The sequence below is a fragment of the Sulfuricurvum sp. genome (assembly GCF_031427015.1).
Taxonomy (GTDB): domain Bacteria; phylum Campylobacterota; class Campylobacteria; order Campylobacterales; family Sulfurimonadaceae; genus Sulfuricurvum.
The window spans coordinates 402,527-414,649 of record NZ_JASJOW010000002.1 but is presented as its reverse complement, the minus strand read 5'-3'; the positions used below and the strand labels follow the sequence as shown (position 1 = coordinate 414,649).

Annotated in this window: 14 protein-coding genes; 11 read left to right on the top strand and 3 right to left on the bottom strand. The window is 43.8% G+C overall.

What is annotated here, in order from left to right:
- Positions 1-19 precede the first annotated feature (19 nt).
- The 11 genes from RMO68_RS04525 (at position 20) to crcB (ending at position 10,016) form a co-directional block, all read left to right on the top strand.
- Positions 20-2,134, top strand: coding sequence for an EAL domain-containing protein (locus RMO68_RS04525; protein WP_310439519.1), 2,115 nt, complete (start codon positions 20-22; stop codon positions 2,132-2,134).
- A gap of 49 nt (positions 2,135-2,183) precedes the next feature.
- Entirely contained in the window at positions 2,184-4,109 is a 1,926-nt protein-coding gene (locus RMO68_RS04520; protein ID WP_310439518.1) for an acetate--CoA ligase family protein, read from the top strand.
- Positions 4,110-4,236: 127 nt separating this feature from the next.
- Positions 4,237-4,509, top strand: coding sequence for an RNA recognition motif domain-containing protein (locus tag RMO68_RS04515; RefSeq protein ID WP_015652803.1), 273 nt, complete (start codon positions 4,237-4,239; stop codon positions 4,507-4,509).
- 91 nt (positions 4,510-4,600) lie between these two features.
- Positions 4,601-4,804, top strand: coding sequence for an RNA-binding S4 domain-containing protein (locus RMO68_RS04510; RefSeq protein ID WP_310439516.1), 204 nt, complete (start codon positions 4,601-4,603; stop codon positions 4,802-4,804).
- A 77-nt stretch (positions 4,805-4,881) separates the two neighbouring features.
- The gene (locus RMO68_RS04505) at positions 4,882-6,207 is read left to right on the top strand and encodes a S41 family peptidase (RefSeq protein ID WP_310439515.1); all 1,326 of its coding nucleotides are present in this window, start codon (positions 4,882-4,884) and stop codon (positions 6,205-6,207) included.
- 2 nt (positions 6,208-6,209) lie between these two features.
- The gene (gene purC / locus RMO68_RS04500) at positions 6,210-6,920 is read left to right on the top strand and encodes a phosphoribosylaminoimidazolesuccinocarboxamide synthase (RefSeq protein ID WP_310439514.1); all 711 of its coding nucleotides are present in this window, start codon (positions 6,210-6,212) and stop codon (positions 6,918-6,920) included.
- A gap of 3 nt (positions 6,921-6,923) precedes the next feature.
- Positions 6,924-7,166 (top strand): phosphoribosylformylglycinamidine synthase subunit PurS, encoded by a 243-nt coding sequence (purS, locus tag RMO68_RS04495; protein ID WP_310439513.1) that lies wholly within the window; start codon positions 6,924-6,926, stop codon positions 7,164-7,166.
- The gene (purQ, locus tag RMO68_RS04490) at positions 7,163-7,837 is read left to right on the top strand and encodes a phosphoribosylformylglycinamidine synthase subunit PurQ (protein WP_310439512.1); all 675 of its coding nucleotides are present in this window, start codon (positions 7,163-7,165) and stop codon (positions 7,835-7,837) included. Before purS ends, purQ begins: the two co-directional genes overlap by 4 nt.
- Positions 7,834-8,985 (top strand): hypothetical protein, encoded by a 1,152-nt coding sequence (locus RMO68_RS04485; RefSeq protein WP_310439511.1) that lies wholly within the window; start codon positions 7,834-7,836, stop codon positions 8,983-8,985. Before purQ ends, RMO68_RS04485 begins: the two co-directional genes overlap by 4 nt.
- Positions 8,966-9,661: a lysophospholipid acyltransferase family protein gene (locus RMO68_RS04480; RefSeq protein WP_310439510.1), complete on the top strand. Its 696-nt coding sequence runs from the start codon at positions 8,966-8,968 to the stop codon at positions 9,659-9,661. The genes RMO68_RS04485 and RMO68_RS04480 overlap by 20 nt, the downstream gene beginning before the upstream one ends.
- Entirely contained in the window at positions 9,630-10,016 is a 387-nt protein-coding gene (gene crcB / locus RMO68_RS04475; protein WP_310439667.1) for a fluoride efflux transporter CrcB, read from the top strand. Before RMO68_RS04480 ends, crcB begins: the two co-directional genes overlap by 32 nt.
- Here crcB and RMO68_RS04470 read toward each other — a convergent pair.
- Genes RMO68_RS04470 through RMO68_RS04460 form a run of 3 tightly spaced genes read right to left on the bottom strand, consistent with a single transcriptional unit; the run spans position 10,008 to position 12,119 of the window.
- Positions 10,008-10,580 carry an ATP-binding cassette domain-containing protein gene (locus RMO68_RS04470; RefSeq protein WP_310439509.1) on the bottom strand — a complete coding sequence of 191 codons (573 nt, stop codon included), beginning with the start codon at positions 10,578-10,580 and terminating at the stop codon, positions 10,008-10,010. The two genes, crcB and RMO68_RS04470, sit on opposite strands and share 9 nt — an antisense overlap.
- Positions 10,577-11,809, bottom strand: coding sequence for a glutamate-5-semialdehyde dehydrogenase (locus RMO68_RS04465; protein WP_310439508.1), 1,233 nt, complete (start codon positions 11,807-11,809; stop codon positions 10,577-10,579). The genes RMO68_RS04470 and RMO68_RS04465 overlap by 4 nt, the downstream gene beginning before the upstream one ends.
- Positions 11,810-11,819: 10 nt before the next feature.
- The gene (locus RMO68_RS04460; RefSeq protein WP_310439507.1) at positions 11,820-12,119 is read right to left on the bottom strand and encodes a HigA family addiction module antitoxin; all 300 of its coding nucleotides are present in this window, start codon (positions 12,117-12,119) and stop codon (positions 11,820-11,822) included.
- Positions 12,120-12,123 lie beyond the last annotated feature (4 nt).

The following is a 12,123-nucleotide window of genomic DNA, read 5'->3' as shown; positions in this document are numbered from 1 at the left end:
AATCACTTTTTAGGACTCAATGCAAACCGAAGCACCCATTTATGATGTATTAAACTACCTGCCGGATGGGATCATAATGGTCGATGAGCGTGGCGTTATTCTATTTGCCAATGAGGCTTTTTCCGAGATGGTCGGATATGAAAGCGACATTCTTTTAGGGCTGAATATGCTCAGTCTTTTAGCCAATATCGATGTGTTCCAAGAATGTATCGCGAAAGTGATGCGAGAGGGGAAATCCCTCAATGCCGAAACCGATTTTCTCCACCGTGACGGACATATTGTCCAAAGTATCAAAAGCGTGAGAATGATACGGCATAACGAACACATCCGTTTTTTTGTCAATGTCCGAAATCTCACGGAAACATACCTTCTCAATAAAGAACTTCGTGATTCAAAGGAGTTGATAGAACTTCAAGCACATGAACTCTCCGTATTGCTTAATTCGAAAAATCAAGAGATTGAAGAGATCCTCAGCAGCCTTGATGAAGTCATCTGGTATATCGATAGCCAGACTCTTTCATTGCGCTATGTTAACAATGCCGTTGAAGAGATTTTCGGATTTTCCAAAGAGATGTTTTTAAGCGATACTGCCCTTTGGCAACAACAAATACATCCCGATGATCGCGCTTTGGTTCAAATGTTTTTTGAGACGCTGCGACCGGGACAATCCCAAGCTATCCGATTTCGTATCTTCCATCATGGGGGTGAAATGAGATGGCTTAACAGCCGTATCCACCATCATCCGAAACTTAACCTTTTCATCGGAATAACCAGTGATATCACCGCTCCCAAAGCGCAAAGTGAAGAGATTGCATTTTTAGCCTATCACGATCCACTCACGTTGCTCCCTAATCGCGCAAAACTTAAACTTCAGCTAGAAAACCGTTTCGAATACTCTGCGGCCGCCCCTTTTGCCCTTTTGTTTTTGGATCTGGATAATTTCAAACACATTAACGATACGATGGGACATAAAATCGGCGATAAAATACTTATTGAAGTGAGTCAACGGTTCCGAAACGCCCTAGGAATATATGATTTTTGCGCCCGTTTCGGAGGGGACGAATTTGTCATTTTACTTCAAGATGCGGATAAATCAAGTGTTGATGCCATGTCAAAACGTTTAATCCAGACCTTTAAAGAGCCGTTTACGATCAATGAAACCGATTTTTTCCTCTCATCTTCTATCGGAATCGTCTTATACCCCCATGACGCTACAAGCGGAGAGGATTTAATCAAACACGCCGATACCGCCATGTACGAAGCCAAAAATCAGGGGAAAAACCGATTTGTCTATTATGATGCATCCATGCAGCAGACGCTCAATGATTTTTTACGGATTGAAACATTGATACGTGAGGGGCTGTCGCAGAACTATTTCGAGCTCTACTTTCAACCCCTTATTGACAGCAAAACACTCCGGATGGAAGGGTACGAAGCACTCATGCGGCTTCCCCATCCAAAAGAAGGTTTTATTCCGCCCGATCTCTTTATCCCTGTTGCTGAGAGCAATGGAGATATCCATCATCTAGGTAAAGAGGTTCTCTCGCAAGCATGCGATTTCATTGACACCATACGTCAGCTACGGGATGAACCGTTTTTTGTGGCAATCAATGTTTCGGCAAAACAGCTTCACCAAACTCATTTTGCCCATGAACTGCTTACCTATTTGGAGGAACGTGGAATTTCTCCCTCCTTTTTAAAAGTCGAGGTGACCGAAAGTACCGTTATGGAAAATATTCACGCTGTCAGTCGGCAACTTGCTGAGCTAAAATCGGGAGGGATACGTATCTCCTTAGATGATTTCGGTACCGGTTACTCTTCTTTCGCCTACTTGGCCCAACTTCCGATTGATACCCTGAAAATTGACAAATCCTTTATTTTGTCTTTATTTAAAGAAAATTCCAATCGTCATATCGTAGAAGCGATCTCTAATCTTGCCCATGCCTTGGGAATGAATGTTACGGCTGAGGGAGTTGAAGAAGCTGAGCATTATGATTTTTTAATCGAAAATGAAATTGATACCTTGCAAGGATATCATCTCTGCCGCCCTCTCCCGCGAGGAGAAATTCTCCAAAAATTACAAGATGAAGCCCCCTACTTTACACCGGCTCCCTCGTTAGGTTATACTATCTAAATGGATGCCTTTTAAAATGGCATAATCCTCATTTATTTAGGAATTACCGATGGTTGAGTCCGAACTTTTCTCCCTTTTATCACACTCAGGATTCCAAATTCCTCCGTTTCGCCGTTTTGCACTTGAGGAACCTATATCTCTCGATTTTTATCCCGTTGCACTCAAAATAGAATCTCCTAAAATTGTCCATAAAAGTGATGTAGGAGGAGTAGCTATCTCCTTGAGCAATACCGATGAGGCGGAAGCGGCACGGACTCGAATACTAAAGCGTATTGCGGAACACACGATTACTTTGGATTCAAACGATGGCTTTATTGCGACCGCGATGATACAGGGTGAAGAGCTGTTTGCCGGGGTTGTCGATGATCCGATTTTCGGCCAAATCATCCTTTTCGGCAAAGGGGGAGTATTACTCGAACTTTACCGTGATGTCTGTTATATCGATATACACGCCGATGCAACTGAAATCCTCCGCGCAGTGCACACCACCAAAATCAGCAAACTGTTTGAAGGTTTTCGGGGTACAAAACCGATGATGGATCAAATCGTAGGTTTTATCCAAACTCTTCAACGCTTTATAAAAGAACATCCGACGATTCGTGAATGCGATCTCAACCCTGTTATCTTCAACGCAAACGGTTTGCATGTCGTTGATGCAAGAATCGAGTATCATACACTCACTTCCGATACTCCCCCTACGCAACGTCTCCGTAGCAATTTTTTTGATAACCGTCACGTCGCCGTCATCGGCGCTTCCAATGATCCCACTAAAGTGGGATACGCCATTGCCCATAATGCCCTCACTTTTAACGGTAAACTCTCTTTAGTAAACGCTAAAGGGGGTACTTTTGAAGGGCATCGCCTTTATTGTTCTCTTACAGAGATAGAGGATTCGATCGATACCGCTGTCATCACCATCCCCTCTTGCCATGTTATTGAGATAATCGAAACCTTAATCCCTAAAGGGGTTAAAAATATCATCATTGTCTCGGCGGGCTTTAAAGAGATCGGAGATACCCGAAGCGAAAAACGGCTAAGCGAGTTGGCGCAACAGCATAATCTTAATATCATCGGACCGAATTGTCTGGGCTACTACGAATCCACCCAAAGCCTTAATCTCACTTTCGGTTCATCTGATATCAAAAAAGGCTCACTTGCGCTTATCGCCCAATCGGGAGCCGTTCTCTCCTCCCTTATGGATAAAGCAACCCAAGAGGGGATCGGATTTTCCCATATCCTCTCCGCGGGAAATATGGCCGATATGGGTTTCGCCGATATCATCACGATGCTCTCCGCTGATCCGCAGTGTGAAGCAATCTCCCTCTATGCCGAGGGGATACAAGAGGGGAAAGCATTTTTAGAATCTCTCAGGTCTTGCCCGAAACCGATTCGTGTTTATAAAGCGGGAAAATCACCGCAAGCTCGAAAAGCGGCCTTTTCCCATACGGGAAATCTCAGCGGTGACTATCCGATGTTTCGAGGTCTCTTAGAGAGTGTCGGCGTTAAAATGGTCGATTCTATAGAAGCACTCCTGTACGCCCGAAATTTTGAGAATATCGCCGTTATCACCAATGCCGGAGGGCCGGGAACCATTATCACCGATGTCATTATTGAAAGAGGATCGAAGCTTTACACCCTGAATGAAGACGATCTTAAAGCGCTTGATGCCATTCTCCCTTCCAACTGGTCACGGAACAACCCTATCGATATCATCGGCGATGCTCGAAGTGAACGATTTGAAACGGCACTGAGATGTGTCGATGCGATGGAGGGAGTCGATTTAATCTATCTTTTAATTACCCCTCAGATGATGACCGATACACTGGAGATTGTCCGCCTTTTAGAGCAGCCTTGGAGTAAACCGGTTTTTCCTATCCTTTTAGGAGGAGCTATGATGAGCGAAGCACTCCTTTTCTTACGTTCTCATTCTAAGCCGTGTTTTACCACTTTACATGAGGCTGGAGCCTTTTTGTAAAGTTTTTACATGGTGTTTTGACTAATCGTAAATATACAATTATTCTTAACATTCTCATAAGATTGTAATTGCTAGAATGTGTTAAGGATTATGCTGGTTATAGTTCGATTTTTTCACGGAGTACAATGTGACACAAATTTATGTCGGGAATATTCCCTACGGCAAAGACGAGAACGATCTTAAAGATCTTTTCGGACAATACGGTGAAGTTAGTTCAGTTAAATTCGTAAACGATAAAGAAACAGGCCGTTTTCGCGGTTTCGGTTTCGTTGAAATGGCGAACCAAGACGAAGCTAATAAAGCGATCACTGCTCTTGAAGGTAACGATTTCGGCGGACGTACACTTCGTGTTAACGAAGCTCGTCCACGTGCTCCACGCCCTCCACGCGACCGCTGGTAATCACATCCATGAGGCCCTAACGGGCTTTCATGCCACTTATTTTTATTCTTCTCATCGCCTACTTAGCCTAATTTTTATTTAAAGAAATATCATGACCTATACCCTAACCGAACCCTATATCGAACTCCATAAACTGATTAAACTCTTAGATCTTGTCGATACCGGCGGACAAGCCAAAATGTTAATCGAAAACGCTCATGTTTACCGTAACGGTGAAATCGAAACACGCAAACGGGCCAAAATCACAAAAGGGGAGACAATCACCATCGGTGATGTCATAATTCAAGTGATCTAATTCCATTGTTATTTAATGGAGTTTTCACTATAATTCCCCATCTTATATAACGGCTCTACACGAGGTTCGGAAAACGTATGAAAAACACAAAAATGATGGTTGTCGGTTTTGTCAGTGCTGTAGCGGTGAGTGTTGCCCTCTCCACATCGTTGTTAGCCAAAAGCGATACTGCCGCTGCCCCTGCCGAAGCCTCTGTAGAAGCATCACGCCTCCAATCTTTAGCTAAATTTACTAAAGTATTGGGGATCGTTGAACAATACAATGTTGACGGTCTGAGTATCGATCAACTGATCGACAAATCACTTCAAGGGATGCTCTCTAACCTTGATGCCCACTCCACGTACATGGACAAAAAAAGCTACGATAATCTTAAAACCCAAACCGACGGTGAATTCGGCGGATTAGGGATAACGGTCGGAATGCGTGATAATGCCCTCACCGTTATTGCCCCGATTGAAGGGACACCTGCAGATAAAGCGGGCGTTAAAGCGGGCGATATCATCCTTAAAATCAATGACAAATCAACCCTCAGTATGACCATTGACGATGCCGTTAGCTTAATGCGCGGAACCCCTAAAACACCTATCGATATCACCATTGTACGCAAAGGAACCGCCGATCCGATCAAATTCCATATTATCCGCGATATTATCACCGTTGAATCGGTCTATACCCGCACAATCAGCGGAAATATTCTCTACATTCGGGTTACCAGCTTTGATAAAAAAGTAGCTGCAGATGTTAAAAAAGCGATTAAAAAACATGCCGCTAAAAGCAAAGGAATTATCCTTGATTTACGCAATAATCCGGGAGGATTACTGGATCAAGCGGTTGAACTCACCGATTTGTTTGTAAACGAAGGAGTTATCGTATCCCAAAAAGGGCGTAATAAAGCCGACGATGTCACCTACAGCGCAACCAAAAGCGCTACCATTTGCGATCTTCCTCTCGTTGTTTTAGTGAACGAAGGCTCTGCCAGTGCATCTGAGATTGTCAGCGGTGCCCTTCAAGATCTCAAACGTGCCGTCATCGTCGGAGAAAAAACTTTCGGCAAAGGTTCTGTTCAAGTGGTAATGCCGATAACGGAAACCGAAGGTATCAAACTTACCGTTGCACGCTACTATCTTCCAAGCGGACGAACAATTCAAGCCGTAGGGGTTGCTCCGGATATTGAAGTGATCGCCGGTGAAATTAAACATCACGATAAATCGTTCAACATCAAAGAGGCGGATCTCAAAAAACATCTTGAATCCGAACTCGAAAAAAATGACGGAATGGTTGACGTTACCGAAGTCAATGCTACCAATAAAACCGTTATTACCCCTGAACAAATGAACAAAGACATCCAACTCAAAGAGGGTGTCGATATTATTAAAGCTCTAATTATAGTCAAAGGAAAATAATCATGGAAAAACGCGATCTCATCTACGAAGGAAAGGCTAAACGCCTCTTTAACACTGACGATGCCAATCTTGTCATTGCAGAGTTTAAGGATGATTTGACCGCATTCAACGGAGCCAAAAAAGATAATGAATCGGGTAAAGGGGCTCTCAATAACAAGATCTCTACCGAATTGTTTAAAATGCTCGCTTCTCGCGGGGTAGAGTCCCATTTTGTTGAAATGCTGGATGATACCCACATGCTTTGTAAAAAAGTGGACATTATCCTCATCGAAGTGATTGTTCGCAACATTGCAACCGGAAGTCTCAGTAAAAACCTCGGTATCACCGATGGAACCGTTCTTCCGTTTACCTTAGTCGAGTTTGACTATAAAAATGATGCTTTGGGTGATCCGAAACTCAACGATCAACACTGTTTGATCCTAAACCTTGTCAAAAATGAAGCCGAACTCGATCAGCTTCGTGCTATGGCCCGTGAAGTCAATAATATTTTACGTCCTTACTTCCATGAAAAAGGGCTAAATCTGGTCGATTTCAAACTCGAATTCGGTCGTGATGAAAACGGTAAAATTATCCTCGCCGATGAGATCAGCCCTGACAATTGCCGCTTTTGGGATTTAGAAACGGGTGAGAAAATGGATAAAGACCGTTTTCGTCAAGGGCTAGGCGGACTCAAAGTCGCCTATGAAGAAGTATTAAACAGAATATTGGGGTAATAGATGAAAGCAATTGTAAATGTATTTTTGAAAAACGGAGTTCTCGACTCTCAAGGAAAAGCCGTCCTCCATGCACTTAGCGGACATGGTTTTGGTACAGTGCGGGATGTACGTGTCGGAAAACAGATTATTATAGAGATGGATGAATCCGATACGGCCGCGGCAAAAGAGAAAGTAGCCCATATGTGTGAAGAGCTTTTGGCGAATACGGTTATTGAAGATTACGAGATCGAGATCCAAGCATGAAAGTAGGCATTGTTCAGTTTCCCGGAACTAACTGTGAGTACGATACCCAGCATGCATTCGCAGCATTAGGGTGTGAGACGCAAATCCTATGGCACAAAGAAGATCTAATTCCTGAGGGGACAGATCTCGTTGTGGTAGCGGGTGGATTCAGCTACGGTGACTATTTACGCAGCGGTGCCATCGCAAAAATGTCTCCGATTATGAAAGCGCTTAAAATCTACGCCGATAACGGCGGAAAAGTTCTAGGAATTTGTAACGGATTTCAAGTATTAACCGAAACAGGACTTCTTCCCGGCGCCCTCAAACGTAACGAAGGGCTCCATTTTATCTCGCGTCACCATCATCTAAAAGTGCTCAATAACGATAACGACTTCCTCCGCCATTGTGCAGTTGATCAAGTGGTTAATATCCCTATCGCACACCATGACGGTAACTTTTACATTGATGAAAACGGCTTGAGCGAGCTGTATGCTAACCATCAAGTCCTTTTAAAATATACAGACAGCACCGGTATGATTGATAATCCTAACGGTTCTGTTGACTCAATTGCGGGAATCTGCAATAAAACAAAAAATGTATTCGGTCTTATGCCGCACCCTGAGCGGGCAATGGAAGCACTGCTTGGTTCTAAAGATGGGAAGCAGATGCTCGAAGGGTTTATAAACGCTTGAAAACACTGGCATTTTTATTTCTCCTTTTAACACAGATTGTTTTCGCTGAGCCTTCAGTTCTAACCGATCCTGTGCCTGCAGCCGCCGATACGACATCAGATACAGTAACTAGCCCTTCATCAGATATCGATACTCTTTTTTCCGGTGTATCAACGGCGGGATTAACACTGCAGTTTAGCGATCTTCCGACACCCCCCTATGTCGGTGAAATCATTGCCGTCACGGTTAAACTTACCCCGACAGACGTTGCTTCGGGAAATATTGAATATACCCTCCAAAATGAAGAGGGGATACGTATTTTTAGCGATACCCCTCGTCGAAATGTAAAAGATGACGGAGTGTATGACACATTCTATTTTTTAGTCCAATCTCCCTCAATCCGTCTCCCCGATATTTCTGCAACACTTACATCAAACGGAACTACCTCCGAAACATTGATCGGGACTCCTCTCACGGCAACAACATTGAGCCCTCCATCAGGCTTTGCCAATGTACTCGCAGATAAGTTTGAAGTCATTGATTACAAAACTACCCCGTACAATAATGAGAGTAATGTCGTTATTTTCACCGTAAAAGCATCCCGCTGTAATATCAGTGATTTTTCGATCCCTAATGCAATAAAACAAGGGTTTGAATCGAAGCTATCCAATGTCGGTGAATCGCAAATGACCTATTATGTGATCATTCCGAACACCGAAGAGAGTCTCAACTTTTCAATTTTCAATCTTAAAAAACAGCGTTATGAAACATTATCTATCCCTATTGTTGTAGATGATGACACCGTTTCTACGGGACAAAGCGATCTCTCTCCGACGGATGCACGCCATACCGAACTCAAAGTCAGTGCCGCTGCCGTTGTTGTCCTCATGCTTTTCGGACTCTTTTACTGGAGACGGGAAAAATGGTATTTATACCTTTCGGCTGCTCCGATGTTTTACATCGTTTATGCACTGCTTCCTAACCAAAATATATGCGTAAAAAAAGATGCACCCGTTTATTTGCTCCCGATTAAAAACGGGACCATTTTTGAAATGACCCTGGAAGAGGAACATTTGGAAGCGGAAAAAGAGGTAGGTGACTTTATTAAAGTACATCTCGATGATAATAAAGTCGGATGGGTAAACAAACGTGATCTTTGCACGAATTAAATGGCTTTATGCCGTAATCGTCATCTTCAGCGGGATGACGCTTATGATAGTCACTTTTTATCTTCTCCCAAAGCCGTACGCCGTTAAATTTTCGGCATGGTTTATCCGTCTTCTCGTCTTTGTTCCCGTACGCATCAAAGGCTCTCCCGATCCTGATGTGCAAATGTATCTCATCAATCACCAAAGCGATATTGATATCGGTATTATGGAAACGATTACCTCCAAAGATTTAGCATGGGTAGCTAAAAAAGAGCTTTTCAAAGTACCGTTTTTCGGTCTTGTTGTCCGTCTTCCTAAGGACATTGCATTGGAACGTGAAAGCAAAACTGCTCTCGTCAAACTGATCAAAGATTGTAAAGAGCGCCTTGATCTAGGGCGTGTCATTACGATTTTTCCCGAAGGAACCCGTACCGAGAGCGGCAAAATGAAGCCGTTTAAAGCAGGGGCCAAAATGGTTGCGGACAAATATACGCTCAAGGTTCAACCGGTTGTATTAATCGCCACCGCATGGCATTTCAGCAACAAACGCAAAGTGTTTAACCCCGGAACCATTACGGCAATCTATCTCGATTCCTTTATCGCCGATAAAAGTAATCCTGAATGGCTTAATGAGACCCATACCCACATGCAAAAGGTTTATGATGATGAGCTGGCAAACCATCCTCGCTATCGGTAGCGGTGCCTTTTTAGGTGCGATACTTCGTGCCTATATGAACGGTGTTGTCAATCATCACTTCCCCCACTCACTCCCGTTTGGAACACTCTCGGTTAATCTGCTGGGGAGTTTTATTATCGGTGCCCTCTTCGCCTATTTCAGTTACACGACACTTTTTAGCATTCAAATGAAGTCATTTCTCACTACCGGCTTTTTAGGGGGACTTACCACTTACTCTACTTTTGCGATGGAAACCTTTTTATTACTCAGCGGCGGTCATCTCTTAATGGCGATTGCCAATATGGCTCTCAATACTTTTGGAACGGTTTTAATGGTCGCTTCGGGATATTATCTCTTCAAAAATACTCTATCCTAATGTGATAATTTCATCGGCACACCATCGTGCCAAATCACCATCATGCGTGATAAGTAAAACACCCATTCTCTCACTGTGTTGTACGATTAGTTTCATAATATCGAGTTGATTCAGATTATCGAGTGCCGAAGTGGGCTCATCCAGCAATAAAAGTTTCGGCTTCATTAACATTGCCCGTAATATAGAACATCGTTGTAACTGCCCGCCGGAGAGTTTATGGGGAAGGGTATCCAAAAGAGACTCATCTAATCCCATCTGTTCTAACAATGCTCCAGCCCCTTCCATCGACGTTACTTCCACAATTTGTTTGCGTACCGTATAGGTAGGATGAAACGAGCTGTAAGGGTCTTGAAATACTTGGGATAGGGATAAGGATTGAATCGATCCCAAAGAGGGTTTACGGTATCCTAAAATGAGTTCAAATAGGGTTGATTTTCCGACACCGCTGGGGCCGACAATCGCTTTGATCTCCCCTTCGTTGAGTGATAAGGAAAAATCATTGAATAATAATATATCTTTTGTATATCCAAAAGATATATTATTGATATTTAAAACAGACTTCAACGAATCTGTCCTTTACCGTATACTTTGTATTTGTAGGTCGTTAATCCCTCAACCCCCATCGGTCCGCGTGCATGAAGTTTATTAGTACTGATCCCCACTTCGGCGCCGAATCCGAATGCCCCGCCATCGGTAAAACGGGTAGAAGCGTTGACATACACTGCCGCCGCATCAATGGCATCCATAAACCGCTCAGAGGCCGTGATGTTTTCGGTAATGATCGCTTCGGAGTGCCCTGAGCCGAAACGGACGATATGACTGATCGCCCCATCGACTCCGTCAACGATACGGATATTGAGGATGTTTGCCAAATACTCCGTATCAAAATCTTCCTCAGTTGCAGGTATTACAGTGATAATTTCACGGGTCTGATCACACCCTTTAAGCTCTGTATGGGCACGATCAAACACCTCTTTTAGCATTGGAAGGATATGTCGCGCAATCGGCTCGTCCACTAACAATGTCTCCATAGAGTTACATACACCCGGACGCTGAACTTTGGCATTGAGGGCAATGGCTATCGCATTCTCAATGTTAGCATCTTTATCAATATAGGTGTGGCAAAGTCCTTTATCATGTTTGACAACAGGGACACTCGAGTTTTGACTCACAAATCGGATTAATGCTTCTCCCCCGCGCGGAACGATCAAGTCAACGTAGCGATCCATTTTAATGAGTTTCGCTACCCCCTCCCGCGTCGCATCCGGTAAAAGGGCAATCAACTCTCTAGGAAGATTATTGCGCAGTAGCACTTGCTGTAAGACATCGGCAATGATCTTGTTAGAATGTTCAGCCTCTTTTCCCCCTTTGAGGACACACCCGTTAGAGCTTTTAAAACAGAGTGCTGCCGTGTCGGAGGTGACGTTCGGGCGGGATTCGTATATGATCCCGATTACCCCGATTGGGATACTCACTTTCTCGATTTTTAGCCCCGCTTCGGTGACCCATCCCTCGATCACTTTTCCGATCGGATCTTTGAGTGCGGCGATCTCTTCTATCGCAACCGCCATCGACTCAATACGTTTTTCATCGAGTAATAGTCGCTCTTTCATTGACGGAGCTATATCGTTTTCATCTGCACTGCGCATGTCGAGGGCATTGGCTTCGATTATGTTCATCGTGTTGGCACGGAGAGCTTCAGCCATTTCGCGGAGGATTCGGTTACGCTCGTTTCCGCTCATTGTCGCCAAAATACGACTGGCAGATTTTGCTTTTTCTAAAAAATGTTCCATTCGTTTTCCTTTATGATGCCAGAGGCTGAATCATAGCAATTTCTTTGGCTTCGGACTGCATAGATCGGTATAAATCCCATCTCGTTTGGAGATTTAGCCAAAAATCAGCCGACATCCCAAAATACTTTGCCAGACGCAATGCCGTTGCGGGGGTAATACCACGCTTTTGATTAATGATTTCATTGACACGCTGATAAGGGACATGAATCGCATCAGCTAATGTTTTTTGAGAAATCCCCATCGGTTCTAAAAATTCGCACAAGAGCATTTCACCCGGATGGGTGGGTGCTCTATGAGTTGGGATGTTCATTGTT

Bases quoted from the DNA above. Each gene is read 5' to 3' on its own strand.
- purQ (WP_310439512.1), top strand. From the start codon at position 7,163: ATGAAAGTAGGCATTGTTCAGTTTCCCGGAACTAACTGTGAGTACGAT.
- RMO68_RS04460 (WP_310439507.1), bottom strand. From the start codon at position 12,119: ATGAACATCCCAACTCATAGAGCACCCACCCATCCGGGTGAAATGCTC.
- purC (WP_310439514.1), top strand. From the start codon at position 6,210: ATGGAAAAACGCGATCTCATCTACGAAGGAAAGGCTAAACGCCTCTTT.
- RMO68_RS04525 (WP_310439519.1), top strand. From the start codon at position 20: ATGCAAACCGAAGCACCCATTTATGATGTATTAAACTACCTGCCGGAT.
- purS (WP_310439513.1), top strand. From the start codon at position 6,924: ATGAAAGCAATTGTAAATGTATTTTTGAAAAACGGAGTTCTCGACTCT.
- RMO68_RS04465 (WP_310439508.1), bottom strand. From the start codon at position 11,809: ATGGAACATTTTTTAGAAAAAGCAAAATCTGCCAGTCGTATTTTGGCG.
- RMO68_RS04505 (WP_310439515.1), top strand. From the start codon at position 4,882: ATGAAAAACACAAAAATGATGGTTGTCGGTTTTGTCAGTGCTGTAGCG.
- RMO68_RS04520 (WP_310439518.1), top strand. From the start codon at position 2,184: ATGGTTGAGTCCGAACTTTTCTCCCTTTTATCACACTCAGGATTCCAA.
- RMO68_RS04510 (WP_310439516.1), top strand. From the start codon at position 4,601: ATGACCTATACCCTAACCGAACCCTATATCGAACTCCATAAACTGATT.
- crcB (WP_310439667.1), top strand. From the start codon at position 9,630: ATGAGCTGGCAAACCATCCTCGCTATCGGTAGCGGTGCCTTTTTAGGT.